Annotated in this window: 27 protein-coding genes and 1 tRNA gene; 16 read left to right on the forward strand and 12 right to left on the reverse strand. The window is 57.7% G+C overall.

All coding sequences use genetic code 11. The features are described 5' to 3' along the window. Window positions 1-25 precede the first annotated feature (25 nt). Together IF205_RS08345 and IF205_RS08350 are read left to right on the forward strand one after the other, a co-directional pair. Complete coding sequence (locus tag IF205_RS08345) at window positions 26-304, forward strand: DUF3572 domain-containing protein (protein ID WP_259782832.1); 279 nt, start codon at window positions 26-28, stop codon at window positions 302-304. 5 nt (window positions 305-309) lie between these two features. Further along, window positions 310-1641 (forward strand): MATE family efflux transporter, encoded by a 1332-nt coding sequence (locus tag IF205_RS08350; protein ID WP_259782833.1) that lies wholly within the window; start codon window positions 310-312, stop codon window positions 1639-1641. Here the strand turns inward: IF205_RS08350 and rlmD are convergent. Beyond that, window positions 1638-2927, reverse strand: a complete 1290-nt coding sequence (rlmD, locus tag IF205_RS08355) for a 23S rRNA (uracil(1939)-C(5))-methyltransferase RlmD (protein ID WP_259782834.1) — start codon at window positions 2925-2927, stop codon at window positions 1638-1640. The genes IF205_RS08350 and rlmD overlap by 4 nt on opposite strands. 218 nt (window positions 2928-3145) lie before the next feature. Here rlmD and IF205_RS08360 point away from each other — a divergent pair, with 218 nt between their 5' ends. Continuing rightward, the gene (locus IF205_RS08360) at window positions 3146-4921 is read left to right on the forward strand and encodes an HD family phosphohydrolase (RefSeq protein WP_259782835.1); all 1776 of its coding nucleotides are present in this window, start codon (window positions 3146-3148) and stop codon (window positions 4919-4921) included. Between the two features lie 15 nt (window positions 4922-4936). On the opposite strand, the gene IF205_RS08365 is transcribed toward IF205_RS08360, so the two are convergent. Then, a complete protein-coding gene (locus IF205_RS08365; RefSeq protein WP_259782836.1) occupies window positions 4937-5788 on the reverse strand; it encodes a LysR family transcriptional regulator in 852 nt (283 codons plus the stop codon). A 95-nt stretch (window positions 5789-5883) separates the two neighbouring features. Here IF205_RS08365 and IF205_RS08370 point away from each other — a divergent pair, with 95 nt between their 5' ends. Then, window positions 5884-6855 carry a quinone oxidoreductase family protein gene (locus IF205_RS08370; RefSeq protein WP_375542682.1) on the forward strand — a complete coding sequence of 324 codons (972 nt, stop codon included), beginning with the start codon at window positions 5884-5886 and terminating at the stop codon, window positions 6853-6855. 124 nt (window positions 6856-6979) lie between these two features. Here IF205_RS08370 and betA read toward each other — a convergent pair whose 3' ends face one another. From betA to betI, 3 genes are read right to left on the reverse strand one after another with little or no spacing between them, the layout of a single operon-like run. After that, the gene (gene betA / locus IF205_RS08375) at window positions 6980-8668 is read right to left on the reverse strand and encodes a choline dehydrogenase (protein ID WP_259782838.1); all 1689 of its coding nucleotides are present in this window, start codon (window positions 8666-8668) and stop codon (window positions 6980-6982) included. Window positions 8669-8694: 26 nt separating this feature from the next. Further along, window positions 8695-10158, reverse strand: a complete 1464-nt coding sequence (gene betB / locus IF205_RS08380) for a betaine-aldehyde dehydrogenase (RefSeq protein ID WP_259782839.1) — start codon at window positions 10156-10158, stop codon at window positions 8695-8697. A gap of 11 nt (window positions 10159-10169) precedes the next feature. Continuing rightward, on the reverse strand, window positions 10170-10757 hold the full coding sequence (betI, locus tag IF205_RS08385) for a choline-binding transcriptional repressor BetI (RefSeq protein ID WP_259782840.1): 588 nt from the start codon (window positions 10755-10757) through the stop codon (window positions 10170-10172). 234 nt (window positions 10758-10991) lie between these two features. On the opposite strand from betI, the gene IF205_RS08390 reads away from it, so the two are divergent. Continuing rightward, window positions 10992-11768, forward strand: coding sequence for a DeoR family transcriptional regulator (locus tag IF205_RS08390; protein ID WP_259782841.1), 777 nt, complete (start codon window positions 10992-10994; stop codon window positions 11766-11768). Window positions 11769-11822: 54 nt separating this feature from the next. Here the strand turns inward: IF205_RS08390 and IF205_RS08395 are convergent. Next, window positions 11823-11897: transfer RNA gene (locus tag IF205_RS08395), tRNA-Thr, on the reverse strand. A 208-nt stretch (window positions 11898-12105) separates the two neighbouring features. Between IF205_RS08395 and IF205_RS08400 the strand changes: the two genes are divergently transcribed. The 4 genes from IF205_RS08400 (at window position 12106) to IF205_RS08415 (ending at window position 14811) form a co-directional block, all read left to right on the forward strand. Then, a complete protein-coding gene (locus IF205_RS08400; RefSeq protein WP_259782842.1) occupies window positions 12106-12240 on the forward strand; it encodes a hypothetical protein in 135 nt (44 codons plus the stop codon). A gap of 132 nt (window positions 12241-12372) precedes the next feature. Continuing rightward, window positions 12373-12927 (forward strand): dCTP deaminase, encoded by a 555-nt coding sequence (gene dcd, locus IF205_RS08405; protein WP_259782843.1) that lies wholly within the window; start codon window positions 12373-12375, stop codon window positions 12925-12927. Window positions 12928-13032: 105 nt separating this feature from the next. Next, window positions 13033-14325: a UDP-N-acetylglucosamine 1-carboxyvinyltransferase gene (murA, locus tag IF205_RS08410; protein ID WP_259782844.1), complete on the forward strand. Its 1293-nt coding sequence runs from the start codon at window positions 13033-13035 to the stop codon at window positions 14323-14325. Window positions 14326-14349: 24 nt separating this feature from the next. After that, window positions 14350-14811 (forward strand): DUF2948 family protein, encoded by a 462-nt coding sequence (locus IF205_RS08415; RefSeq protein WP_259782845.1) that lies wholly within the window; start codon window positions 14350-14352, stop codon window positions 14809-14811. On the opposite strand, the gene IF205_RS08420 is transcribed toward IF205_RS08415, so the two are convergent. Next, on the reverse strand, window positions 14808-15278 hold the full coding sequence (locus IF205_RS08420; RefSeq protein WP_259782846.1) for a MarR family winged helix-turn-helix transcriptional regulator: 471 nt from the start codon (window positions 15276-15278) through the stop codon (window positions 14808-14810). The genes IF205_RS08415 and IF205_RS08420 overlap by 4 nt on opposite strands. A 149-nt stretch (window positions 15279-15427) precedes the next feature. Further along, on the reverse strand, window positions 15428-15937 hold the full coding sequence (locus IF205_RS08425; RefSeq protein WP_259782847.1) for a DoxX family protein: 510 nt from the start codon (window positions 15935-15937) through the stop codon (window positions 15428-15430). Between the two features lie 100 nt (window positions 15938-16037). Here IF205_RS08425 and IF205_RS08430 point away from each other — a divergent pair, with 100 nt between their 5' ends. From IF205_RS08430 to ald, 3 genes are all read left to right on the forward strand, one after another. Beyond that, the gene (locus tag IF205_RS08430; protein WP_259782848.1) at window positions 16038-16619 is read left to right on the forward strand and encodes a TetR/AcrR family transcriptional regulator; all 582 of its coding nucleotides are present in this window, start codon (window positions 16038-16040) and stop codon (window positions 16617-16619) included. Window positions 16620-16775: 156 nt separating this feature from the next. Continuing rightward, window positions 16776-17222, forward strand: a complete 447-nt coding sequence (locus IF205_RS08435) for a TerB family tellurite resistance protein (protein ID WP_259782849.1) — start codon at window positions 16776-16778, stop codon at window positions 17220-17222. Window positions 17223-17385: 163 nt separating this feature from the next. Next, complete coding sequence (gene ald / locus IF205_RS08440) at window positions 17386-18504, forward strand: alanine dehydrogenase (RefSeq protein WP_259782850.1); 1119 nt, start codon at window positions 17386-17388, stop codon at window positions 18502-18504. 118 nt (window positions 18505-18622) lie between these two features. Here the strand turns inward: ald and ftrA are convergent, their stop codons facing one another. Then, window positions 18623-19588 carry a transcriptional regulator FtrA gene (gene ftrA / locus IF205_RS08445; protein ID WP_259782851.1) on the reverse strand — a complete coding sequence of 322 codons (966 nt, stop codon included), beginning with the start codon at window positions 19586-19588 and terminating at the stop codon, window positions 18623-18625. A gap of 98 nt (window positions 19589-19686) precedes the next feature. On the opposite strand from ftrA, the gene IF205_RS08450 reads away from it, so the two are divergent. Continuing rightward, complete coding sequence (locus tag IF205_RS08450; protein WP_259782852.1) at window positions 19687-20301, forward strand: glutathione S-transferase family protein; 615 nt, start codon at window positions 19687-19689, stop codon at window positions 20299-20301. Between the two features lie 93 nt (window positions 20302-20394). Here the strand turns inward: IF205_RS08450 and IF205_RS08455 are convergent, their stop codons facing one another. The 3 genes from IF205_RS08455 to pspF form a co-directional block, all read right to left on the reverse strand. Next, window positions 20395-21969, reverse strand: a complete 1575-nt coding sequence (locus tag IF205_RS08455; RefSeq protein ID WP_259782853.1) for a M48 family metalloprotease — start codon at window positions 21967-21969, stop codon at window positions 20395-20397. Between the two features lie 2 nt (window positions 21970-21971). After that, the gene (locus IF205_RS08460; protein ID WP_259782854.1) at window positions 21972-22319 is read right to left on the reverse strand and encodes a PilZ domain-containing protein; all 348 of its coding nucleotides are present in this window, start codon (window positions 22317-22319) and stop codon (window positions 21972-21974) included. A 67-nt stretch (window positions 22320-22386) separates the two neighbouring features. Further along, entirely contained in the window at window positions 22387-23361 is a 975-nt protein-coding gene (gene pspF, locus IF205_RS08465; RefSeq protein WP_259782855.1) for a phage shock protein operon transcriptional activator, read from the reverse strand. 158 nt (window positions 23362-23519) lie between these two features. Here pspF and pspA point away from each other — a divergent pair, with 158 nt between their 5' ends. The 3 genes from pspA to IF205_RS08480 are packed head-to-tail and all read left to right on the forward strand — an operon-like array spanning window position 23520 to window position 24926. Next, window positions 23520-24188: a phage shock protein PspA gene (gene pspA, locus IF205_RS08470; protein ID WP_259782856.1), complete on the forward strand. Its 669-nt coding sequence runs from the start codon at window positions 23520-23522 to the stop codon at window positions 24186-24188. Between the two features lie 43 nt (window positions 24189-24231). Beyond that, the gene (locus IF205_RS08475) at window positions 24232-24462 is read left to right on the forward strand and encodes a phage shock protein B (protein WP_259782857.1); all 231 of its coding nucleotides are present in this window, start codon (window positions 24232-24234) and stop codon (window positions 24460-24462) included. Then, window positions 24459-24926: a hypothetical protein gene (locus IF205_RS08480; RefSeq protein ID WP_259782858.1), complete on the forward strand. Its 468-nt coding sequence runs from the start codon at window positions 24459-24461 to the stop codon at window positions 24924-24926. The genes IF205_RS08475 and IF205_RS08480 overlap by 4 nt, the downstream gene beginning before the upstream one ends. Window positions 24927-25077: the final 151 nt, after the last annotated feature.

The following is a 25077-nucleotide window of genomic DNA, read 5'->3' on the forward strand; positions in this document are numbered from 1 at the left end:
CAGGATCATCTAAGGGCAGTGAACCATGAAGGTTTCTCAAGAACAAGCTGAACTCCTTGCCGCCAGTGCGTTGAGCTTCATCGCACAGGATACGGACCGAATGGGGCGTTTTTTAGCCATGACCGGCGTCGGCCCGATGGAAATCCGCGAGCGGGTCAGCGATCCGGTCTTCATGGGCGGGGTTCTGGATTTTCTGCTCAATTATGAGCCGGACCTGATCGAGTTCATCGAATTTGCCGGTGTGGAACCTGATTTCCCCAAAATGGCCCGACGTGCGCTGCCCGGCGGCGACGTTCTGGAATAGATCCGATGACGCGTCTTCCTGACAGTGAAAACTGGAACCGCAAGGTCTGGCGGTTGTCGGCCCCGATCATCCTGTCGAACCTTTTTGTGCCGCTGCCCGGCGCGGTGGATACGGCTGTCCTTGGCCATCTGGATAGTGAGGCCTATCTGGGGGCGGTGGCTGTCAGCGCGATGATTTTCTCTTTCATCTATTGGGGCTTCGGTTTCCTGCGTATGGGGACGACCGGTCCTGCCGCCCAGGCCTGGGGCGCAGGAGACCGCGGTGAACTGTGGTCGGTCCTGTTCCGTGGCATGTTGCTGGCGGGCGGTTTTGGGCTGGTCCTGATGGCGGCACAGGCCCTGATTGCCCAGGTCGCCTTTTCTCTGGTCGAGGCCAGTGGCGATGTGGAGGGGCTTGCGCGAACCTATTTCGATGTCCGCATCTGGGGTGCGCCTGCCGCACTTGCCAACTACGTCTTCATCGGCTGGTTCCTGGGGCTGCAGAACGCCCGAATTCCGATGATCCTGCAGCTTTTCGTGAATGGCGTGAATGTGGTTCTGGACCTGACATTTGTCCTGGGCCTGGGCATGACCGTGGATGGCGTCGCCCTGGCAACGGTGATTGCGGAATATTCCGGTCTGGCGCTTGGCATTTATCTGGTGCTGCGCCGGTCTTCACTTTGGCCCGCGGACGGGTTGAAATGGGCCCAGATCGTGGATTCGACCCGCTTGCGCCGGATGCTGGCGGTGAACAGGGATATCTTTATCCGTACGCTTTGTCTGGTTTTCGCCTTTGCCTATTTCACGGCTCAGGGTGCAAAAATGGACGACACGGTCCTGGCCGCGAATATGGTCCTGATGAATTTCGTGACCTTCACCGCCTTTGGTCTGGATGGCTTTGCCCATGCCAGTGAGGCGCTGGTCGGGGATGCCGTCGGGCGGCGAAATGACCAGTCCGTCCGGCAGGCGGTATCGGCCGCGTTGAAGCTGGGCGGGATAATGGCGGCTGGCGTGGCTGTTGTCTTCTGGTTCGGTGGCGGTTTGATTGTCGATATCTTCACCAGCATTGACGATGTTCACAACGTGGCGATGGATCACCTGATCTGGGTGACGGTGATGCCGGTCGTGTCGGTCTGGTGTTTTGTCTTTGATGGCGTCTTCCTGGGGGCGACCCGTTCGGAAGACCTGCGCAATGGCATGATCCTTTCCCTGATCGGTTATCTGATCCTGATCCATGCGACCGTCCCGCTATTCGGCAGTCACGGACTCTGGCTTGCCATGACGGGCTTCATGGCGCTGCGCGGGGTAACGCTTTGGTGGCGCTACCCCAATCTGTTGCGGAAACTGGTGGTTGCCTAGGCGCGGCGGAGGATGGCGACCGCCTCCACATGGGCGGACCATGTGAACTGGTCCACCGGCACGACCCGGTCAATGACATAGCCGCCGTCGACGAGAATGCGCAGGTCACGGGCCAGTGTAGACGGATTGCAGGAAACGGCGACAATCCGTTTGACCTCTGACTGCGCCAGGGTTTCCGCCTGAGAGGCGGCACCTGCACGGGGCGGGTCGAAGACCACGGCATCGAATTTGTTCAATTCCTGCACTGACAGCGGGTCTTTCGCCAGGTCGCGGACTCCTGCCGTGACCCTGAGGCCCGCCGCCGCACGGCGCAGTGCGCCGATCTGACTGTCCAGGCCGTCCACTGCAAAGACAATGGGCTGATGAGGCAGGGTGGCAACGGGGAAAGTCAGGCTGCCGCAGCCACAATAGAGGTCTGCCACGCGCTGGGCATCGCCAACGCCGTCTCGGACCAGACCGGCGATATGGGTTTCGCCGTCGCGGCTGGGCTGCAGGAAGGAGCCGACCGGCAGGTCAACCGGAACACCGGCGAAGCTGACGCGTACGGCGCGGCGACCGGCGACCGGTTCCAGATAGCCGTCGCTTTCCCAGGCAATGCGGGCAATGTCTTCTGCCTCTGCAAAGGCCAGCAGCCGTTCCCGTTCCTCAAGGCTCAGGTCGGCATTGCGGGTGGGGGCAAAGACAACCTCCAGTCCGGTATCGCCTTCGGTAATCTGCACATCGCCGCCCTTGCCAAGCGCGGGCAGGTCATTGGCGAGATTGCGCAACACCGGAATGAGTTTTTCAATGGCGGGGCTTAGAACCGGGCATTGTTTGAGGTCGAGCACCATTTTGCCCATACGCTCGTTAAAGCCGACGACACTGCGTCCTTTCAGGCGAAGGATGGCCAGACGCGCACGCCTGCGCGCGGCGGGCGGCGTTGTCATGGGGGTGTCGAAGGGAAGGTCCGTCAGGCCCTTTCGCGCCAGGGCCTTTTCAACCAGTTGCCGTTTGAAATCCGCAATGGCCGGGTCGGTGACATGCTGCAGGGCGCAACCGCCGCACCGTCCAAAATGCGGGCAGGGTGCGTCCCGCCGCTCTGCGCTGGGGCTTTCAATTGCCAGCAGGTCTGTGGCAAAGCCGTCGCCGCGCTTTTGCCCGACACGGATGCGAACCGTCTCGCCGGGAATGGAAAAAGGCACGTAATAGCGGTTACCGCCATCGTCCACTGCCAACCCGTCGCCACGCGCACCAAGCTGTGTAACGGTCACGGAAAGTTCCTGGTTCTTGCGAGGTGAAGGGCTCATGATCCAACAATTCTTAATGGCTGCGTTGCAGAGGCCTGCCGACGCCGGCGGTTGCCTCCTGTCAGGGCTAGATGCCAAAACGGGGGCCTCTTGTCCAATGTTACCTGTTCACAGGGCCGCCGTATAAATCAGTAGTAGACCCGTTCCGCTTAGTTCCAGGCGTTAGTTGTGCTAAACTGCCGCCATAACAACAGCCGTCTTGTGAAAAGAGAGGCATCATGGGGAAAGGGTCCGGAGAGACACAGCAGGGACATGTGCGGGAACGCCGTCTGGCCCGTGTCGGGCGACGCCACACCGAACAGGTCATCGAACGTCTTGTCAGACTGGGCATTGCCCTTTCTGCGGAGCGTGATTCCAACCGGCTTCTGGAAATGATCCTGGTGGAGGCGAAGGAAATCTGCAATTCCGACGGTGGAACACTCTATCTGGTGGACGAGGCAGAACAAAATCTTCTGTTTGCCATTACCCGAAACGATAGTCTTGGAATTGCAGACGGCGGCGTCAGTGGTCATCCGCCGTCCCTGCCGCCGGTGCCGCTGTACGATGGGGAGGCGCGGAATTTTCATAATGTGGCGACAGCCGCCTTTCATAGCAGACAAGCCAGCAATATCGAGGATGCCTATCGTTGTCCGGACTATGATTTCCGGGGGACTCGCGTGTTCGATGCGCGGACGGGGTATCGTTCGCAATCTTTCCTGACAGTTCCGTTGATCAACAGTGAGGATTCGGTGATCGGTGTCCTGCAACTGATCAATGCGCAGGATGAAGGCGGCACCATTATTCCCTTTGATAGGGAACTGCAGCCGCTGGTGGAGGCACTTGCCAGCCAGGCGGCAGTCGCCCTTGAAAACCGGCAGTTGATTGATGCGCAGCGGAAACTCTGGGACGCGCTGATCCAGATGATTGCCGCATTCATCGACGACAAATCCCCTTATACCGGCGGCCATTGCCAGCGCGTGCCCCTGCTGACGGAGATGCTGACCAGGGCGGCTTGTGAGGCGGATCACAGTATTTTCTCCGACTTCAATATGTCGGAAGAGGAATGGTATGAGTTGCATGTGGCGGCTTGGCTGCATGACTGCGGCAAGATTGCCACGCCGGAATATGTGATCGACAAGGCGACCAAACTGGAGACGATCTATAACCGTATCCATGAAATCCGTACCCGCTTTGAAGTATTGCACCGGGATTGCGAGATCAAATATCTGAACAAGCGCCTGGATGGCATGGACGAGGCGCTGGCCCGGGCGGCCTTTGACGATGAGATACGCCGGTTGCAGGATGATTTCGCCTTCGTCGCAGCCGCCAATATCGGTGGCGAATTCATGGAAGCAGAGGATATCGAGCGTCTGAAGCGGATCGGGCAACGCAAATGGGTTCGCCATTTTGACCGGACGCTTGGCATGAGTGCCGCGGAAAACGAGCATCTGATCAAACATCCACCGGCCAGCGCGCCTGCGGAGGAGAGCCTCCTTGGCGATACGCCGTTGCATGCGGTGGGTGAGTATAACCTGGGTGAGCTTTACAATCTCAGCATCAAGAAAGGAACGCTGACCCGGGAGGAGAGGACGGTCATCAACGACCATATCGACCTGACGATCCGCATGTTGGAGACATTGCCTTTCCCGAAAAACCTGCGCCGCGTGCCGGAATATGCGGGCGGTCACCATGAGAAGATGGATGGCACCGGTTATCCCAAGGGCCTGACCCGCGAGCAGATGTCGATCCCGGCCCGTGTCATGGCGATTGCCGATATTTTCGAGGCGCTGACTGCGGCTGATCGGCCCTATAAAAAGGCGAAGACCCTGAGCGAGGCGCTGGAGATCATGGCGCGTATGGCCCGCAACGGGCATATCGATGCCGACCTGTTCGACCTCTTCCTGCGATCGGGCGTTTGGAAGGACTACGCACAAAAAGTCCTCAAGCCCCAGCAATTCGACGCGGTCCGGATTGAGGACTATCTGCCGCCTGCCAACATTTTGGGTGGGGATTGAATATCAAATAGCGGATTAGCGAAAATGCGCAGAAATTATCCGCGCCAGGAAATCGAGTGTGACGCGAACTTTCGGTGAGCGCCGGAGGTCGGGATAGGTCATCAGCCAGATATCGCGCAATGGCGGTGCGATGTCGGTGCCCAGCCTCACGATGTCCGGATCGTCTGCGCAAAGGAAGTCGGGCAGTACTGCCGCGCCAAGACCGGCACGGGCAGCCTTGTACTGGCTTGCCTGATCATTGGTCCGCATAACGATTGGCCGGTCGGCCAAAAGCGCGCGGAGCCAGTTTTGCTGAGGGATGTGATCCAGTTCCTGCGCAAAGGCGATGAAATTCCACTGGTTCGGTGGCAATGCCAGATACCGTTCATGAGCGTAGAGGCCGAATTTCATCACACCAACGCGCCGCAGGACAGCACCGGCATTTTGCGGGCGTGACAGCCTGATGGCGATGTCGGCCTCGTCCCGGTCGAGGGCCGCCATGGAGTGCGTCGGCTGTAGCTCCACCTGTAAATCGGGATAGTCGGACCGCAGGTCCACTAGCCGTTCCGCCAGAAAATAGTTCGTCACGGCGGGTGGGGCGGAAATCCGTACAACTCCGGAAACCTTGTCGGAGGCACCCCGTGCCCGCATCACAACGGCATTGGTTGCGGTCAGTGCCGGTTCTGCAAGCCTCGCAATGACCTTGCCTTCCTCGGTCAGGGGGCTGTTGCGCGGCAATCTGTGGATCAGCTTTACCTCGAGGTCCTTTTCCAGGCGCGTGATACGCCGGCCAACAGTCGCGTGATCAACGCCAAGCTGCTGCGCAGCCGCCGCCATAGTGCCGAGTTCTGCCACGGCGAGAAAGAATTTGAGATCCTGCCAGTCCATAAGTGCAATATTGCACTTATAATGTGAAAAATCACGTATTTTGTCTCCTATGTTACGTCACTACTTTTGATGAAATCATTCAGCATCAGGAGGAAATGATCGTGGCTTATGTAGTTCAGATAAAAAAAACGGGGGGCGCTGAGGTCCTGGCCTATCTCGAAAAGGATCTTGCAGCCCCCGGCGAGGGCGAAGTCCAGATCAGGCAATCGGTTATCGGCGTCAATTTCGTCGATATCTATTTTCGCCTCGGCATGTATCCGCTCCCGTCCTTGCCTCATGTTCTGGGGCTTGAAGGGGCAGGTGTTGTGGTTGCGGTCGGGGCGGGTGTATCCGATTTTTCACCGGGGGATCGGGTGGCCTATGCCGGACTTCCGGTCGGGGGCTATGCGGATTTCCGCAATTTACCCGCCGGACGCCTGGTAAAAATCCCCGATAATGTCACCGATCGTGTGGCGGGGAGTAACATGTTGCGCGGTCTGACGGCGCATATGCTTCTGAACAAGATCTACCCGCTGCAGCCCGGGGATTACCTGCTCGTTCATTCGGCGGCCGGTGGATTGGGGCAAATGCTGGCGAGATGGGCCAAGATGCTCGGCGCCAATGTCATCGGAACCGTCAGTTCTGAGCCTAAAATCGAGGTGGCGAAAGCGGCTGGCGTCGATCATGTCATCCTGCGAAAAAACAATAGCTGGGTGGCGCAAGTGAAGGAATTATCGGGCGGGCAGGGTGTTCATTTCGCCTATGACGGCATCGGTGCGGATGTATTGCATCAAACCATGGGGGTGGTCCGCCCGTTCGGTGTCTTGGCCAGTCTCGGTCAGGCCGGTGGCGCCATTCCTGCGGTCGATGTACATGACATCCGCTGTATTTCGTTGAGCCGTCCGTCGGTGATTGCCTATTCGCTTGACCCGGCCCTCTATCGGCCTGCCGCCGAAGACCTTCTGGCCAGGCTGCCTTCGGGTCTCGCCAATCCGGTTGGCGCGGAATACGCGCTTGCCGATGCCACCCAGGCCCATGAGGATCTTGAGGCGGGCCGCACAACGGGAAGCGTTGTTCTTGTTCCCTAAGGGGCTCCATTAGCAGCGAGGCCCTCCCCGCCGCCTTCACCCGCGTGATAAAAAAAATACCGCCTCGGAAGCCGAGGCGGTGAAAGTGGGAGCCTGCAGATTTACCTACAGGTGCTGCAAGGGGTCAGTCCTTAAAAGGTCTGACCGGCTCGCCTGTGCGCTGCCTCGTCTCCCAGTCCGGCGCAATCCAGACCGGTGCATTGGACGGAGACAGCATATCCTTGCCCTTGATATGATCGGCGGCCTTTTCGCCCACCATGATCGTCGGCGCGTTCAGGTTGCCGTTCGGGATTGTCGGGAAGATCGACGAATCCGCCACGCGCAGGCCTTTGATGCCATGGACGCGGGTTTGCGAGTCCACGACCGCCATCTTGTCCTCGCCCATCTTGCAGGTGCAGGAGGGGTGATAGGCGCTTTCCGCATTGGCGCGGATGAAGGCGTCGATCTCGTCATCCGTTTTGGTATCAAAACCGGGGTTGATTTCATCGCCGCGATAGTCGTCAAAGGCGGGCTGTGCGATGATTTCACGGCTGAGGCGGATACAGGCCCGGAAGGCTTCCCGGTCTTCTGCTGCCTCGTTGTAGTTGAACAGGATTTCCGGTTTGTCCGATGCATTGCCGGAGCGCACACGTACATGGCCGCGGCTTTTCGGCTTGTTCGGACCCACATGGACCTGGAAGCCGTGGCCGTTGAAGGCTGCATTGCCGTCATAGCGCATGGCTGCCGGCAGGAAATGATACTGGATGTCCGGCCATTTCAGACCGGCCTTGCTGCGGATAAAGGCTGCGGATTCGAAGTGGTTGGTGCCGCCCAGGCCGCTTTTGAAGAAGAACCAGCGCGCGCCGATCAGGAATTTGTGGAACCAGTCGAGCTGGCTGTTCAGGGTAATCGGCTTTTTGCATTTGTACTGGAAATAAACTTCCAGATGGTCCTGCAGATTTTCGCCCACGCCAGGTAGGTCGTGGACCACGTCGATCCCGGCCTTTTTCAGGACGTCTGACGGGCCAATGCCGGACATCTGCAGGATTTGCGGGGAGCCGATGGAACCGGCGGAGAGGATCACTTCACGATCTGCGCGGGCCTGAAGCGTCTTGCCTGCGACGCTGTATTCCACACCGACGGCCTTTTTCCCTTCCAGCAAAACCTTGTGGGTCATGGCGCCGGTGACGACCTTCAGGTTCGGGCGGCTCATGGCGGGTTTCAGATAGGCGTTGGCCGTTGACCATCGCACGCCGTCCTTCACCGTCATGTCCATGCGGCCGAAGCCTTCCTGACGGTAGCCGTTGTAGTCATCGGTCTTGCCGTAGCCCGCCTGTTCACCGGCCTCGATAAAGGTCTTGTAGAGCGGGTTCTGCATCCTGTTGCCGTTACAGGTATGCAACGGACCGTCCCCGCCGCGATATTCATCGCCGCCAAAGGCAGATGTTTCGGCCTTCTTGAAATAGGGGAGCACGTCTTTATAGGCCCAGTTCCGGGCGCCATGTTCTTCCCATTCGTCGAAATCGCAGGCATTGCCACGGACATAGACCATGCCGTTGATGGAGGAGGAACCACCAAGTACCTTGCCGCGCGGGCAATGCATACGGCGGTTGTCCATATGGGGTTCCGGCTCGGATTCAAAATGCCAGTTGAATTTGTCCATATTCATCGGAATGGACAGCGCGGTCGGCATCTGGATGAAGATGCTGTTGTCGCTGCCGCCGAATTCAAGCAGCAGGACCTTGGTCTTCGGGTCTTCCGTCAGACGGTTGGCAATCACGCAGCCCGCCGACCCTGCGCCGACGATTACATAGTCAAAACGGTCCCCACTCATGGCCGAAACTCCTGAAGCAATAAGACTTAGTAGGGGGCGTCGACGTCGCCCATTTCCACATAGACGCTCTTGAGCTGGGTGTAATGCTCAATAGCCGCCTGGCTGTTCTCGCGTCCGATGCCGGAATGCTTGTAGCCGCCGAAGGGCATTTCGATCGGCGTCAGGTTGTAGTTGTTGATCCAGCAGGTGCCAGCCTCCAGTTCCGCCACGACGCGGTGACCGCGCATGATGTCCTTGGTGAAGACGCCGGCAGCCAGGCCGAAGTCGGTATCATTGGCGCGGCGGACGGCTTCCTCTTCCGTCTTGAAGGTCAGGACGGACATGACCGGGCCGAAGATTTCCTCACGGACGATATCCATTTCATCACCGCATTGGGTGAAGACGGTGGGCTCTACATAAAAGCCCTTGTCACAGCCATTGGCGGTATAGCGGTTGCCGCCGGTGGCGATCTGTGCGCCCGCCTTTTTACCTGCCTCGATGTAGCCCAGGACCTTGTTCATATGGTCCTCGGAAATGAGCGAACCCACATGGGTTTCCATATCCATCGGATCGCCGATTTTCATCTTTTCGGTGCGCGAGACCAGCTTTTCGATGAACTGGTTGTGCACGCTTTCCTCAACGAAAACGCGGGTGCCGTTGGAGCAGATTTCGCCCTGGGTATAGAAGTTGGCGAGCATGGCCGCGGAAACCGCGTTGTCGAGGTCCGCATCGGCGAAGACGATCAACGGGGACTTGCCGCCCAGTTCCAGCGTCACATGTTTCAGGGTCTCAGACGCGCCCTGCAGCACTTTCTTGCCGGTGGGGACGCTGCCGGTAAGCGATACCTTGTCCACATCCGGATGGGTGGAGAGCGCCGCACCGACCGGGCCATACCCGTTGACCACGTTGAACAGGCCAGCGGGCAGACCAGCCTCGGTATAGATTTCAGCCAGTTTCATTGCGGTCAGTGGCGTCATTTCAGATGGCTTGTAGACCATGGCATTGCCGCAGGCGAGCGCGGGGCCGGATTTCCAGCAGGCAATCTGGATTGGATAGTTCCAGGCGCCGATGCCCGCACAAACGCCCAGCGGCTCCCGGCGGGTGTAGGCGAAAGACCCGCCCAGGTCATAGTGATCGCCTTTCAGCAGGGCGGCAGCACCGGCGAAATATTCGATGCAGTCCGCGCCGGATGCGGCATCCGCCACCACGGCTTCCTGTAGAGGTTTGCCGGTGTCGAGGACTTCCAGTTCCGACAGTTCCTGGTTGCGCTCGCGGATCAATGCAACGGCGCGGTTCAGAATGCGGCCACGTTCTGCGCCGGTTGTCTTGGCCCAGGCTTTCTGTGCCTGCTTTGCGGCCTCAATGGCGCGGTTGACGTCGGCGTCGCTGGCGATTTGTACCTTGCAGATCACCTCGCCTGTCGCCGGATTGACGTTGTCAAAGGTTTGGCCGGAGGTGGCGTCAACATATTCGCCACCGATGTAAAGCTTCACTTCAGGCAAAGTCGTCATGTCTTCTGTCCTTACTGTCCGTAGCGCGCCAGCTGCAGTTCCAGGAAATCAAGCGTTTGGCGGCGCGCGGTTTCAACGGTAACCAATTCGCGGTTAATCGCGCAGCGAATCCACATGCCGTCCATGAAGACGGCAATTGCCAGGGCGGTCTCAGTCACCTTTTCGGCAGGGATCAGTTTTTTCAGATCCCGGCGCAGATTGCTCAACACACGGCGTTCGTTAATGCGCTGTAAGCGGCGGAACCGGGCGGAATGCGGCACCTGGGCCCAAAAAGCCAACCATGCCACGCTGGATTCCGAACTGAAGAGTTCGTCGGCAAAGTTGGCCTTGATCAGAGTGATGAGCCGCTGGTGCGGATCACTTTGCCTAGCCAGCCCCTGTGCCGTGATTTCCCGCAAATCCTCAAGCAATTTGCGCATTGTGGCCTCAAGCAGGTCTTCCTTGCCACCGAAATAGTGATGGATGATGCCGGTCGAGACACCAGCCCGTTGGCTGATCTGTTTGACTGTGGTATTGGCGAAGCCCATCTCGTTGATGGACGCGATCGTCGCTTCGATAAGCTGCTTTCGACGAATCGGCTCCATCCCAAGTTTCGGCATCTATCCACTCCCATGTCGCTTTTGGACGACAATATTGATTTTTTATTGAACGGTCAATCAATAATAAATTCTGATAGAAATGTTGTTTTGTTCATTTTCGAAAATTTTTTGTTATTTTTCTATATGGGACGGGATAAACTTTGTAAGGTCTGCAGCGGTCGCGCCGGTAACGGGTTACTCCAATGCGAATGGCTGCTGGTGACCGATGGGACGTTAACATAGGCGGAAGAGATAATGGCGAAACTGGATCAGCGACGGGAAGACATCAAAAAGCTTGTGCAGCAGACTGGGTATCTGACCATTGATGCGCTGGCTCATCATTTTGATGTAACCCCGCAGACCATTCGCCGGGACATCAACGAGATGGCCGCCGCGGGCGAGGTTGAGCGTTATCACGGCGGCGTCGGTTTCTCCACGAGCACGGAGAACCTGTCCTATGGTACCCGGCAGATGTTGGGGCACGAGGGTAAGCAGTCCATTGCACGGGCGGTGGCGGCGGATATTCCGGACGGGGCGTCGCTATTCATGAATATCGGCACAACCACGGAAGAGGTTGCCAAGGCGCTGGTGCGGGAACCGAAGAGCCTCCGTATTATTACCAACAACCTGAATGTGGCGACGATCTGTGCGGCCAACCCCGATTTTGAGGTGATTGTGGCGGGCGGTGTCGTGCGCACCAGGGATCTGGGGATCATCGGGGAGGCAACCATCGACTTTATCAGTCAGTTCCGGGTGGATATCGGGGTGATCGGCATTTCCGGGATCGACACGGATGGCAGCCTTCTGGACTTTGATTATCGCGAGGTCCGTGTCGCGCAGGCGATTATTCGCAACAGCCGCAAGGTCGTGCTTTGTGCGGACAGCTCAAAATTCGGCCGCCGCGCAATGGTCCGCCTCGGGCATCTGAGCGATGTGGACAGCTTCTACACCGACGAAATTCCCGATGCCGACTGGCGTCGCGTCGTGGAGGACGCTGGTGTGGGCTTGCATGAGGGGCGCCAGCAGGGTTAAGGCAAGCGATCGGGTAAAGAAAAAGGCCTTCAGAGCGGTCCCTGAAGGCCTTTATGGTGCCGCGGAGGTGAATTGAACACCCGACCCCACCCTTACCAAGGGTGTGCTCTACCCCTGAGCTACCGCGGCTTGTCTTGACGGGCGGCTATATGCCACACGGACCTAGGGTATGCAAGAGCCGATTTTCATTTTTTTATAATACAGGCAAACGAACAAAATTTCGCTTTAAAAAGCGGGGGTTCTTAGTATCAGTTGCCTTTCGGTGCGCAATATATAGTATGAAGCTGATCGTAATTTCTGAACGTAGTCATCTGCTCTCATGTCCACGAAAACTCCTATGTCCAAGCCTGAAAAAGAAGCGGAAAAACAGGCGCGCCTTGCCGCAAAACTTCGGGAAAACCTGCGTAAGCGCAAGCAGCAGGTTCGCGGACGGGACAGTGTTGACAGTGGCGATGCCAAGGGGCGGGAATAATCGGAAACGGATATGTCCCGCGAATGCCGGGAAACGGTCATAATGTCGCCTTGTGCGGGCGATTGGGTGAGAAACGAATTGGGAACCGGTTCACCGGTTGTCTTGCTGAAGTAAGAGGGTAAGGGGTCAGCCATGTCCATCATGCCGGATCACTGGATACGCGAACAGGCGCTCGAGAATGGAATGATCGAGCCCTTTGTCGACACTCAAAAACGCGAGGGGATGATCTCCTACGGTGTGTCTTCCTACGGGTATGACGCACGTGTGTCGGACGAATTCATGATATTCACCAATGTGGATAATGCGATCGTCGATCCCAAGGAGTTTTCCAGCCAGACCTTTGTGGAGCGGAAAACTGATGTCTGCATCATTCCGCCCAACTCTTTCGTTCTGGCTCGTACCGTGGAGTTTTTCCGCATCCCGCGGGATACGCTGGTGATTTGCCTGGGCAAATCGACCTACGCGCGTTGCGGCATCATCGTCAATGTGACGCCGTTGGAGCCCGAATGGGAAGGGCATGTGACGCTGGAGTTTTCCAACACCACGCCACTGCCGGCCAAGATTTATGCCAATGAAGGGGCCTGTCAGTTCCTGTTCTTTAAGGGTGACATGCCGCCGGAGGTCTCTTACAAGGACCGCGCTGGCAAATATATGGGCCAACGTGGAGTGACGTTGCCGCGCCTGTAATCCGGGTCGGCAGTCGGCTGCCAAAGACTTCAACAGACAAGACAGGGGCTGTTCCGCCTCTGGGAACCGCTTCCCGCCGCAGGAAGATTACGGAGGAATTCGGGTATGGATAAAATTGCAATTCGCGGCGGTAATCGTTTGTCGGGTCGCGTGCGTGTCGGGGGGGCGAAGAACGCCGCACTGCCGCTCATGTGCGCAAGCTTGCTGACAGAAGGCACCCTGACCCTGTCCAATCTGCCGCGTCTGGCGGACATCACCACACTCATGCGCCTGCTGGTGCAGCATGGGGTGGAGATGAATATGGACGGCGATGAAAGTTGCCGTGCGGCCGGACGCCAGGGCCTGACCATCGGCATGGACGCGACCGGGGTGAACAACACGACCGCCCCCTATGATCTTGTTCGAAAGATGCGTGCGAGTGTTCTGGTTCTGGGGCCGTTGCTGGCGCGTTTCGGCAATGCACGGGTTTCCCTGCCTGGTGGTTGCGCCATCGGTACGCGACCGGTCGACCTTCACCTGAAAGGGTTGCAGCATCTGGGCGCGGAAATCGACCTGGATCAGGGCTATATCGTTGCCAAGGCACCCAACGGGCTGCAGGGCGGTGAGGTGGTGTTCCCCTTTGTTTCTGTAGGGGCGACGGAAAACCTGATGATGGCGGCGACGCTGGCCAAGGGAACGACGCGCCTGGTCAACGCGGCGCGCGAACCGGAGGTTACCGATCTGGGCGAATGCCTGATCAGGATGGGGGCGAAAATCTCCGGTCTGGGCACCGATACGCTGGAAATTGAAGGCGTTTCAGGTCTGCATGGTGCGGAACATCCCGTTATCCCCGACCGTATCGAAACGGCCAGCCTTGCCATGGCGGCAGCCGTGACCCGTGGTGAAATTGACCTGATTGATGCCCGCCCGGATCATCTGGGCTCGGCAATCGAGGCAATGGAAGCGGCAGGTATCAACTTCTCTCCGATTGAGGGCGGTCTGCGTGTTTCCTGCAACGAGCTGGTGGGGACCGATGTCATGACGGAACCCTATCCCGGTTTTCCGACCGACCTGCAGGCACAGATGATGGCTTTGCTGACGACGGCAAGCGGGGCCTCGATGATCACCGAGTCGATTTTCGAAAACCGTTTCATGCATGTGCCGGAATTGATGCGCATGGGGGCGAATATAAATCTGCATGGGCGCTCTGCCATGGTTCGCGGGGTGGAAAGGCTGACCGGGGCGGAAGTCATGGCAACGGATTTGCGTGCCTCAATGTCGCTGGTGATCGCAGGTTTGGCCGCAGAGGGTGAAACACTGGTCAATCGTGTGTATCATCTTGATCGCGGCTATGAGCGTCTGGAAGAAAAGCTTTCGGCCTGCGGTGCGGATATCACCCGCATCAAAGAACAATCGTAACGTTGCTTCAGTCACGGGCTTGGTATGACGAAACAACATGAACCGCTGAAGATTCTGGCGCAGGATCTTGAAGATTTGTCTGTCGTGTCCTCCATGCTGCAGGATGCGCTGGTGCCATTGGCCGATATCTCTTTCCTGAAAGACGACGGTCAGTTCGTGCTGGCGCTGAACCGTTTCTGCTGGGAAGACAAGGCCTCAAACGGCGACGATGGGCCTTTCAGCCGGACGCTGGCGGGGCTGCGTTTCGACCATGTCAGTCAGGTCGGCTATCGGGGGCTGGAACGCGGACGGGTCGATGCCGTTCATGAGCTTCTGACCATTGCCTATGATCCGGGTGAGGCAGGGGAAAAAGGTCAGGTCGTCCTCCATTTTGCAGGTGGTGGCGCTATTCGCCTTGTGGTCGATAAGCTGGCTTGCGCGCTGGAAGATCTGGGTGAGGCCTGGCCGACGCAATGGCTGCCTGAGCACGACGAGGCGGGACGTTAGGCGTCCTGCTCCCGCATTTCTTCAACGCGTTCCGACAATTTGTTCAGGATGCGGTCCATGGCGGCCCTGTCCTCATCGTCGAGACCCGACATCAAGTCACTTTCCCAGGCAAGGGCCATTGGTGTGATCTTGGCGTAAATCCGTTTGCCGCGCGTGCTGAGCTTCAGAATAAGCAGGCGGTTGTCACGCGGATCGGTTTCGCGGGTGATCAGTCCTGCATCCAGAAGGCGGCTGACGGCCCGGCTGACCTTTGCCTTGTCCATGCGCCCGCGTTCCGCAATCAGATTGGACGACAGGGGGGAATGCCGTCCCAAAATGGCCATCACGCGCCATTCCGGAATTGATATGCCAAAGCGTTCCTGGTAGATGCCAGCCAATGTCTGACTGATGCGGTTTGTCAGAATTGAAAGGCGATAGGGCAGAAAGTTTTCCAGAACCAGATCGCCGGGCGCGTGATTGTCTGTCATAGGCGTCCACTTGTATTGTTTCTTCTGAAACGAGCGTTATCTTATGGGCCCGCCTCCAAAACCACAAGTCTGCTATGGCCTCCACAATCCGCGGCGGGTGAATAAGGTTATGGCGGCGGCCGTCAGGGCGACCGCCGCCAGCAGATAATTCACAATGTATTTTCGCGGAGTGAGGATGTCTTGTAGACACCTGCCGCATAGAGCGCCCAGATCACGAAGACGGGTTGGAAAAAGGGTCGGCTCCAGTAATACCAGGGACCGAAGTCCAGTCCGGCCACATGACTGCCGGTAACGGCCACGTTAATGTTGGCAATGACCATCACGCATAAAAGGACGGCCAGTCCTACCCCGGCCCAGCCGCGAAGATTAGGCAATCCAAGTCGTTGATAGACCCGCAGCGGCAGAAGCAGGCCGACAGCGCCTGCAATCTCAAGGCCGCCCGTCAGCCAGACCAATTCAAAAGCATAGTTTTCCAGCAGGTCCGGCATCATGGGAACATAGCGGGTCGCCCCGCTCATGAAGTGATCAAGGCCGGTATAGAGAAAGGCGCAACCCATACCAAGACGCATTGCGTCACGGAGAGGGAGGCGGCGTTTGAAAAGACGGCCCGCTGCATAGGCAATCAGGCTCAAAAGGGTGAGGAGGATAAGGAAGCTCATGGTGGTCACCATAATTGTGAAGTTTACAGTGTAAACATTATCGAATATGTTTACGTTGTCAACTTCGATCTCTATGATTGCGTCAGCGAGAGAGGATTGCATGACCGAAAAAGACCCCTATCACCACGGAGACCTGAGGAACGCCTTGCTGGCAGCGGCGCGTGAAATTCTGGACGAGGCCGGTGTAAGCGGTCTTAGCCTGCGGGCGGTGGCGCGGCGTGCAGGGGTGTCGCAAACAGCGCCATACCGGCATTTCAAAGATAAGGCGGCGCTGATCGCAGCGATTGCGACGGACGGTTTTCTGGTGTTGAAGGATACTTTGGAAGCGGCTTCGGACGAAGGTCAGGAGGGAGAAGGCCTCCATTCGCTTGGGCGGGCCTATGTAAATTTCGCCCGTAAGAATACGGGGCTTTACCGTTTGATGTTCGGGCCGGAGATCGGGCAGGTAGACCGGGATGATGCCTATTGGCACGCCAGTCGCGGGACCTATGATCTGTTGGCTGGGGGACTGCCGCCGGACCGGGGGGACGAGGCAGGTGACAGACGGGCGAAGGCGCTGGCGGCCTGGTCGCTGGTCCATGGGTTGGCAATGTTGATTTTGGACGGGCAGGTGGACCTTGCAGCGGACACTGACGTGGATGGATTGATTGATCAGGTCCTGCAACGCGGGGGCATGGTGTAGGTTGCTGTGGATTGCCTGTTTTCTATCCTGTATTGAAAAATATCGAGGCCATCAACTTCTGTTAACCTTGAGGCTGTAAACTTGCATTTGTCAGGTCTGGAATATGGGCCGGACAAGACAATTTCTTTTCTGTCGGCCTGTGGAATGGAGAGCGGCATGTTAAGCGAGTTGATTGGTGAGTTGCGGTCCGGGATCAACCGTATGCGTCATAAGCCCTTTCTGGAGGCGAGCATGGCGGCAGCCGCGCTTGTTGCGCTGGCAGACGGAATTGTGAGCCTGTCGGAACGGTCGCGCCTCGACGAAATTCTTGAGGGCCTCGATCTTCTCAAACTCTATGATGTCCATGATGCGGTTGATATTTTCAACGCCCATATCGCTGCGATGGAAACGGACATGGCCCTGGGCAAGGAAGGGGCGCTGGGACAGGTAACGCTGGTCGCCGATGATGCGGTGGAGGCAGACCTTGTCGTGCGAATTGCTTTGGCGATTGGCTGCGCTGACGACAATTTAACTGCAGAAGAAATTGATATTTTGAACCGTATCTGCACGAAGCTTGGGCTGATTTCCGACCAATATTTAGAAAAATATGTAAGCCAAGACTGATTATACTGTTTTTGGCTCGTTTTGGCGCTTTCTGGCACTAGAGATTCTGGAATCTGGCCCTATACGCGAGAGGGTCTGTGCCCTTGTATTGGATCGCCATTTGAGGCAAATTGTGATCACAAAATAAAAAACTTTCCATTCACGCTTCAGGAGGATTCGCACCATGTTGGTCGGTGTGCCCAAGGAAATTAAAAACAACGAATTTCGTGTCGGCCTCGTGCCGTCCAGCGTGCGGGAGCTTGTCCATCACGGTCATCAGGTCATCGTGGAAACACAAGCTGGCGCCGGGATCGGCATCTTTGACGAGGACTATGTCGCCGCCGGTGCGGAGATCGTCAGCACCCCGGCTGAAGTTTTCGAACGCGCCGAGATGGTTGTTAAGGTGAAAGAACCGCAGCCGAATGAATGCAAGATGCTGCGCCCCGGACAGGTTCTCTATACCTACCTGCACCTGGCTCCGGATCCTGAGCAGACCAAGCTGCTGGTTGAATCCGGCTGTATTGCTATTGCCTATGAAACCGTAACCGATGCCAATGGCGGCCTGCCGCTGCTGGCGCCGATGTCGGAAGTCGCTGGCCGCATGTCGATCCAGGCTGGTGCGCATGCTCTGGAAAAATCCCAGGGCGGTCGTGGTGTGCTGCTGGGCGGCGTTCCGGGCGTACAGCCGGGCAAGGTCGTGATCATCGGTGGCGGTGTTTCCGGTACCCATGCGGCGAAGATGGCTGTTGGTATGGGCGCGGATGTGACCATCCTTGATCGTTCCCTGCCGCGCCTGCGCCAGTTGGATGATATTTTCCGTGGCACTGTCGCAACCGCCTATTCCACGGTCGACAAGGTCGAGGAACTGGTGGTCAATGCCGATCTCGTTGTTGGTGCGGTCCTGATCCCGGGTGCCGCGGCACCGAAGCTGATCACCCGTGACATCCTGAAGAAAATGCATGACGGCGCGGTTTTCGTCGATATCGCAATCGACCAGGGCGGTTGTGCGGAAACCAGCCACGCAACGACCCATGCAGAGCCGACCTTCGTTGAGGAAGGTGTTGTTCACTACTGTGTGGCCAACATGCCGGGCGGCGTTGCGCGTACGTCCACCTTCGCGCTGAACAATGCGACCCTGCCGGGTGCGCTGGCGTTGGCTGACAAGGGCTATCGCAAGGCGTTGGCGGATGACGTTCATCTGCGCAACGGCCTGAATGTCCATGAAGGCAAAGTGACCTACAAGGCCGTCGCCGACGACCTCGGCTACGATTATGTGCCGGCTGAAGAAGCGCTTGGCCTCTAGGCTTCGGCAAAACGACAAGAAAAGGCCGTCCCCTTGCCGGGGGCGGCCTTTTTGTTTGAGGATGATGCGGCCCGCATGCGAATTGACGAGTGACTTTAAAAGCCTCGCAACCCGATACTCACTGCCAGCTTGCGAATCTGTGTCGATAGGTTGTTGGCGTCAGGCCGGTCACAGTGCGGAAATGCTGGCGAAAGTTGGTAGCGCTGCCCAGGCCTGACCGATTGGCGACGTCCTCGACCGGCAGGCTCGTTTCCTCGAGCAGGGTACGGGCGTAGGCGATGCGTTGCTGCAGCAACCACGCGCCGGGGGCTAGTCCTGTTGCGCCCACGATATGCCGATGCAGGCTGCGCGTGCTGATGTGGGCCGCGGCGGCCATCCGCTCAACGGTCCAGTTTTCGCCGATCCGTGCCTGGATTGTATCGAGCAGTACGGACAGGCGCTGTCCGGCGGGCGGCGGCAAGGGACGCTCGATAAATTGCGCCTGCCCACCGTCACGATGGGCCGCAACGACCAGACGTCGGGCCACGCTGTTGGCGGCTTTTGCTCCGAAATCCTTACGCACAAGATGGATACACAGATCAAGCCCGGCGGCGCTGCCCGCCGATGTCAGGATATCTCCCTCATCGATATATAACATATCGGGTTCAATCCGGGCGTCGGGGGCCTGTGCCGCCAGCGCGGCGATATGCAGCCAATGGGTGGTGACACGCCGCCCCGACAGCAGCCCGGCCTGTGCGAGCACAAATGCACCTCCGCAAATCGCCACGATTCTCGTTCCTCGTGCATGGGCTTGCCGCAGGGCCTGCAGCATAGGGGCCGGTGCTACGTCTTGCGGCCCGCGCCAACCCGGAATGATGACGGTGTCGGCCTCGGCCAGCAGATGAAGGTCGCCAGCGGGTTCCAGATATAATCCGCCGGCGCCCCGGAGGCGACCCGGCTCACCCGCAGCGGTCAGGCAGCGATACCAGTCAGGGCCCATCTCTGGCCGGGGCAGCCCGAAAACCTCGAAAGCACAACCAAACTCGAAGGTGCGTAGGTGATCATAGGTCAGGATGACGACGACGGGTTTGCGAATATTTGGCATGATACTTTCGATAGTTGGCATATCGGTCACTGTCAAGCCGGGGCGCTGTTTTGTATTCTTCTGGCCTACTCAAACATGCCAGACCAAGGAGCGGTGCAATGAAATTGATCGGAATGCTGGATTCGCCCTATGTACGCCGCGTGGCCATTTCCATGCATCTTCTCGACCTTCCCTTCGAACATCAGGCGCTCTCTGTTTTTTCCGACTTCGATGCCTTTGCTGCAATCAATCCGGTTGTAAAGGCCCCCACGCTTGTCACCGACGGAGGGGGCGTGTTGATGGACTCTGGTCTGATCCTCGAACATGCCGAACGACTGGCGAACGCCGGTCAGGGGCTGTCGCCTGCTGATCCGGCGGGCCATGCCGCCGCTCAGCGCATCATTGGCCTTGCTTTGGCTGCCTGCGAAAAGACCGTGCAGATCGTCTATGAACATCATCTCCGGCCTGCCGACAAACGGCACGAACCTTGGTTGGAGCGCATTCAAGGACAACTGACGGCCGCTTATGATTTGTTGGAGCAGGAGGTTCGCCATGCCAGTCCCTGGTGTTTCGGCCCGACGCCGCTTCAGGCCGATATCACCAGTGCTGTTGCGTTTCGCTTCACGCAGGAAATGCTGCCGGAGGCGATCAATGGTCAGGCGCTGCCTGCATTGACCCGCCTGTCGGACTATGCGGAGAGTACGGCGGCCTTTGCCGCCTATCCCTTCGCTTGAGGCCGCGGCGACTATGACCGGATACTTGCAACGATGGTATTGGCCCGCACAAGCGGGCCAATACCATTTTAGTCGTCAGTTCACACCGCAGTGTCAGTTGCCGACGCGTATGTTCCTGACCTGGATTTGCGCGCCCTGCGCCATCAACGGGGTCACGGGGCCGAGCGAGGTGTAAAGGTCTGTATAGCGGCCACCGGACAGAGGTTTTTTAAGGCTTGCTGCGGTCTGGCCGACACCTGCCACGCGTATGACGAATGTCGCATCGCGCAGGGTCACGGCGCTACGGTTCTGGACCCGCAACACAAGCTGGCCCTGATTGGTAACCAATGGGCTGACCTGCAGGTAGCGGCCGGGGTTTTGTGGCAGGTCAAGTTTGACAAGGTTGGCCTGGGCGCTTTGGCCGATTTTGCCTTTGTCATTGGCCGCTAGCTGGAAGTGGCGGATCGCTGTCCGGTCATCGCCATCCTGCATGGCGAGCTGCCCCAGAATGTTGTGGGCATAGGATGTGGGCAACAGTGCCGTACTGCGGCTCAGGTCCATGCGTGCACCGCTTTTATCACCTTTGGCCAGCTTCAGGGCCGCGCGTTGCTCATAATAGCTGTAAAAGCGGTCGTTTTTGCTAATTGCCGTGTTGATGGCGGACATGGCCTGGGAACTCTTGCCCTGACGGTTGTATGCTGCGGCCTTCAGCGCATAGGGCGCGGCGAGTGACGGCATCTTCCGGGCGGCACGATCCGCATAGGCCAGGGCATCAATGGGGGAATTGTCCTTCAGGGCATCATAGCCCTTTTTGACGTCCTTCTCGGCCTCCTGCACCTTAAGCAGTTTTGCGATATGTTGCTGGTAGGTTTTCTTGCCGGTGTACCAGCCGCCCTTGGGAGGGTTATTCACATATTGCTGGGCAAGCTTCCGGTTTTCGTCGACGCGCTCCTGCGAGGGCGGGTGCGTTGCGAACAGGCCTTCCAGGAAGCTGGGGTTCTTGCCATTCATCAGGCGTACGAAGGTTTCCTGCAGGCGGACGGCGGCCATGGGGTCGTAACCGGCCTTGACCATATAGCTTATGCCGTAATGGTCGGCTTCCAGTTCGGCATCCCGGCCGTATTTCCGTGTGACCAGGGTTGCGCCCAGCGCGGCGGAGCCGACGGCGACAGAGGCTGTCGTCTGGTCGATATCGGATGCGGCCAGGCCGACCTGCAGGGCCAGCATGCCGACATTTGCAAGAATGCCGCGTTCCATGCCCTGTGCACCGTGACGGGCCGTGGCATGCGTGATCTCGTGGCCCAGGACCGCCGCCAGTTCGGCTTCGTCATGCAGTTCCGTCAGCAGGCCCCAGTTGATGGCCACCTTGCCGCCGGGCAGCGCCCAGGCGTTGGGCACATCATTGTCGACGATGGTGAATTCAAACGGCAGATTGGGGCGGTGGCTCACCTTGGCCAGTTTCTGGCCAACCTGGTTGATATAGGCCGTCAGTTCGGGGTCTGCCTTGAACTTTCCGCCGCTGCCCTGCTGGGTCGGCAGGTATTGCTGTTTCCCGATGCTGATTTCCTGATCTTCCGAAACAAGCTGGAGTTCCTGTTTGCCGGTCACCGGGTTGGTGCCGCAGCCCGAAACCAACAGGCTCGCGCCAAGAAGCAGCGGCGCAACAATCTTCTTCGTGATGCCAATCATATCTACATTCCGCGGTAGGGGTTCGTCACTGCTCTTTGAATGCGGTCGAATGCTTTCCGGTCAAGGCCCAGGAAAGACAGACCATATTCCTGCTTTGTGTCATCTTCATGGGCGATGATGCGGACAGGAATTTCAAGGTCGCAGTCTGAAAACTGGATGGTGACGGCGGCCTCATGGCCGTTTTTCAGGGCGGCTTTTTCCGCCAGGAAGCTAACGCCGCCAAGGCTGATATTCACAATGGTGCCCTTCACGTCATCCACGGTGGCAGGCAGCGAAATCCCGGAAACGCGCTTGTCCTTCCGGCGATCACCGGTTGCCGTGATGCGTATCAACCTGGTCGGGCCTACCATGCCGTATCTTCCATCTTGTTGAATTTATTTACGCACTACGGGTGCATGAAGGCAAGAGGGTATGGCGTCAGATCAGTTGATGCTTTTTCAGCAGGCGGCGCGTCTGGTTGTAGTTCAACCCCAACAGGCCGGCGGCTTCTGTCTGGTTATAACGTGCCTGTTCGAGGGCTTTCTGCAGGAGGTGGCGTTCTTTCCTCGCGACTTCTTCGGTAAAATCCAGCGGGAAGGTGATTGTATCATTCTGCACCTGCGGTGCTGCGTCTTCCTCCTGCCAGGGTTTCTGGAAAGGATCGAAGGTGATTTGCGATATCGGGGCATCTTCCGTGTGGAGGTAGACGGCTCTCTCGATCACATTCTTCATTTCCCGGACATTACCGGGCCAGTCATAGGATAATAGCTGTTGCCGCGCCCCGTCGGAAAATCCGGGGAACAGGGCCATGCCCATCTGTTTTGTCATATCCATGGCGAAGGTCTCCGCGAGCGGCAGGATATCCGTGTGGCGCAGCCTCAAGGGTGGCAGCGTGACCACGTCAAAGGCGAGCCGGTCCAGCAAATCGGCACGGAAATTTCCGTCCCTGACGCATTGGCGCAGGTTGTCGTTGGTTGCCCCGACAATCCGCACATCCACGGAAACCGTTTCATGGCCGCCGACCCGTTCAAAGGTGCCGTATTCGATGACCCGCAACAGCTTTTCCTGGACGGCATTCGATGCGGTGGCGATCTCATCCAGAAACAGGGTGCCGCCGTCGGCGCGCTCAAAACGGCCGTGATGACGGCGTCTTGCATTGGTGAAGGCGCCTTCCTCATGGCCGAACAGTTCGGATTCCAGCAGCGTTTCGCTCAAGGCGGCGCAGTTGACTTTGACCAGAGGGCCGTCCCAGCGCCGCGAGAGATAATGCAGCCGCGTGGCGACAAGCTCCTTGCCGGTGCCGCGTTCGCCAATCACCAGACAGGGTTTTTCCAGGGGGGCAAGGCGGGAAACATGTTCCATGGCCTCCAGGAACAGGGGGTCTTCTCCCAGGATTGATGGCAATTCATTCATATCGAAAACCAATGTCGAAAAACGATAGTATTTATACTATATCGATATGTTAAAATATCCAAAAGTTTTTAAAGTTATTGTATTTCAATGGGTTGTCCGTTTGGCACGGCACTTGCGCTAGGAATAGCATCAGGCACTACTTTTTGAGGATGACAGCCATGGGTGTATTTTCCCGACTGACCGACATTGTAAACGCGAATATCAATTCGCTTCTGGACCGGGCGGAGGATCCGGAAAAGATGGCGCGTTTGATGATCCAGGAAATGGAAGACACGATGGTGGAGGTTCGCTCCGCCGCCGTGAAAGCCATTGCGGATCGCAATGAAATCGAACGGCGCTTGCAACAAATCCGCGATGGTATCGAGGAATGGGACCAGAAGGCCCAATTCGCGCTGTCGAAGAACCGCGAAGACCTGGCGCGCGGCGCGCTGGTTGCGAAGCGCAAGCTGGTGGATCAGGAAAATGTCCTCGAGGCGGAAATGGTATTGTTGTCGGAAAGCATCGACAAATACGATGAGGACCTCACCAAGCTGCAACAGAAGCTGGATGAGGCCAAGACCAAGCGCAAGTCCGTGGAAATCCGCATGAAAACGGCTGAAAAGCGCGTTAAGATGCGTGAGACGCTTTATTCCGGCCGGGTGGATGACGCCCTGTCGCGCTATGATAACCTTGAGCGTAAGATCGACGAACTGGAAGCAGATGCGGAATCCTACGAATTGGGCCGCGGCAAATCCCTGGATCAGGAATTTTCCGATCTCGCGGCGGAAAATGGTGTCGATGAGGAGCTTGAGGACTTGAAGAAGAAGCTCAAAAAGCAAAAGTCTTAAGGCATGGCTGCAAGCGGACGACGATTAAACAGAGGGGCATAACATGTGGGCCATATTCGTTCTGGCGGTCGTCTTTATGTCGGTGGTCGCGCCGATCTGGATAATTGCCCACTATGTCACCCTATGGCGTGTGGAAAAGCGCCGGGACACTCTCAGTGAGGCGGCGAAAGAGGAAGCGGTCGGTCTCAAGGAGACTGCGGAAAAGCTGGATCAGCGTATCGTCGCACTGGAAAAACTCTTGGATGCCGAACTGGACGGCTGGAGGACTAAATGAGCAGGCACGGACATCACGGATGTGAAAGCCACGGATGTGGTCAACATCGCGAGCAGAAGTTCACCAGACGGCTGGCGCGGCGCCTGGGGATTTCGCGGAAATGGGTGATCGGGGGCTTTGTCATCCTGGCGATTGTGAACTTTCCGCTGGCTGTGCTTGTGTTCGCGCTGGCCTGGTTCTGGTTGAACAAGCCGCATGTAGTGGAAAAGGCCGGGGAAAAAATCTCGTCTTTCGGCCGCAAGGCAAGGGGCCGATCCGAGGCGGAGACCGAGGCACCCTATCATCAAGCGCAGGATGCAGCCACGGATGGACCGTCACATTTCAATCCGGAGGCCGACCCCTGGTTCCAGGATCTGCGTCGGCGCTTCAAGGACCTGGAGGAACGTACCGGCGATATGGAGAAATTCGTCGTCTCCAAGGAATACAAGCTGCGTCGCGATTTCAATCAGATGGGCGAAGCCTGACGCCTGTCAGAACAATCGAGACTGTGACTGCCCGAGGCCCAAGCATTTATGTGCTTGGGCTTTTCTCTTGGTGTCGGGAACCCTTACATTTGTCTGGGGTGCGGGGTGCGTGCTACCGTTTTTTCCATTGAAACTTTTGGGTTTTTTTCGA

The sequence above is a fragment of the Aestuariispira ectoiniformans genome (assembly GCF_025136295.1).
Lineage (GTDB): Bacteria > Pseudomonadota > Alphaproteobacteria > UBA8366 > Aestuariispiraceae > Aestuariispira_A > Aestuariispira_A ectoiniformans.

Bases quoted from the DNA above. Each gene is read 5' to 3' on its own strand.
- IF205_RS08345 (WP_259782832.1), top strand. From the start codon at position 26: ATGAAGGTTTCTCAAGAACAAGCTGAACTCCTTGCCGCCAGTGCGTTG.
- IF205_RS08350 (WP_259782833.1), top strand. From the start codon at position 310: ATGACGCGTCTTCCTGACAGTGAAAACTGGAACCGCAAGGTCTGGCGG.
- rlmD (WP_259782834.1), bottom strand. From the start codon at position 2,927: ATGAGCCCTTCACCTCGCAAGAACCAGGAACTTTCCGTGACCGTTACA.
- IF205_RS08360 (WP_259782835.1), top strand. From the start codon at position 3,146: ATGGGGAAAGGGTCCGGAGAGACACAGCAGGGACATGTGCGGGAACGC.
- IF205_RS08365 (WP_259782836.1), bottom strand. From the start codon at position 5,788: ATGGACTGGCAGGATCTCAAATTCTTTCTCGCCGTGGCAGAACTCGGC.
- IF205_RS08370 (WP_375542682.1), top strand. From the start codon at position 5,884: ATGATCGTGGCTTATGTAGTTCAGATAAAAAAAACGGGGGGCGCTGAG.
- betA (WP_259782838.1), bottom strand. From the start codon at position 8,668: ATGAGTGGGGACCGTTTTGACTATGTAATCGTCGGCGCAGGGTCGGCG.
- betB (WP_259782839.1), bottom strand. From the start codon at position 10,158: ATGACGACTTTGCCTGAAGTGAAGCTTTACATCGGTGGCGAATATGTT.
- betI (WP_259782840.1), bottom strand. From the start codon at position 10,757: ATGCCGAAACTTGGGATGGAGCCGATTCGTCGAAAGCAGCTTATCGAA.
- IF205_RS08390 (WP_259782841.1), top strand. From the start codon at position 10,992: ATGGCGAAACTGGATCAGCGACGGGAAGACATCAAAAAGCTTGTGCAG.
- IF205_RS08400 (WP_259782842.1), top strand. From the start codon at position 12,106: ATGTCCAAGCCTGAAAAAGAAGCGGAAAAACAGGCGCGCCTTGCCGCA.
- dcd (WP_259782843.1), top strand. From the start codon at position 12,373: ATGTCCATCATGCCGGATCACTGGATACGCGAACAGGCGCTCGAGAAT.
- murA (WP_259782844.1), top strand. From the start codon at position 13,033: ATGGATAAAATTGCAATTCGCGGCGGTAATCGTTTGTCGGGTCGCGTG.
- IF205_RS08415 (WP_259782845.1), top strand. From the start codon at position 14,350: ATGACGAAACAACATGAACCGCTGAAGATTCTGGCGCAGGATCTTGAA.
- IF205_RS08420 (WP_259782846.1), bottom strand. From the start codon at position 15,278: ATGACAGACAATCACGCGCCCGGCGATCTGGTTCTGGAAAACTTTCTG.
- IF205_RS08425 (WP_259782847.1), bottom strand. From the start codon at position 15,937: ATGAGCTTCCTTATCCTCCTCACCCTTTTGAGCCTGATTGCCTATGCA.
- IF205_RS08430 (WP_259782848.1), top strand. From the start codon at position 16,038: ATGACCGAAAAAGACCCCTATCACCACGGAGACCTGAGGAACGCCTTG.
- IF205_RS08435 (WP_259782849.1), top strand. From the start codon at position 16,776: ATGTTAAGCGAGTTGATTGGTGAGTTGCGGTCCGGGATCAACCGTATG.
- ald (WP_259782850.1), top strand. From the start codon at position 17,386: ATGTTGGTCGGTGTGCCCAAGGAAATTAAAAACAACGAATTTCGTGTC.
- ftrA (WP_259782851.1), bottom strand. From the start codon at position 19,588: ATGCCAAATATTCGCAAACCCGTCGTCGTCATCCTGACCTATGATCAC.
- IF205_RS08450 (WP_259782852.1), top strand. From the start codon at position 19,687: ATGAAATTGATCGGAATGCTGGATTCGCCCTATGTACGCCGCGTGGCC.
- IF205_RS08455 (WP_259782853.1), bottom strand. From the start codon at position 21,969: ATGATTGGCATCACGAAGAAGATTGTTGCGCCGCTGCTTCTTGGCGCG.
- IF205_RS08460 (WP_259782854.1), bottom strand. From the start codon at position 22,319: ATGGTAGGCCCGACCAGGTTGATACGCATCACGGCAACCGGTGATCGC.
- pspF (WP_259782855.1), bottom strand. From the start codon at position 23,361: ATGAATGAATTGCCATCAATCCTGGGAGAAGACCCCCTGTTCCTGGAG.
- pspA (WP_259782856.1), top strand. From the start codon at position 23,520: ATGGGTGTATTTTCCCGACTGACCGACATTGTAAACGCGAATATCAAT.
- IF205_RS08475 (WP_259782857.1), top strand. From the start codon at position 24,232: ATGTGGGCCATATTCGTTCTGGCGGTCGTCTTTATGTCGGTGGTCGCG.
- IF205_RS08480 (WP_259782858.1), top strand. From the start codon at position 24,459: ATGAGCAGGCACGGACATCACGGATGTGAAAGCCACGGATGTGGTCAA.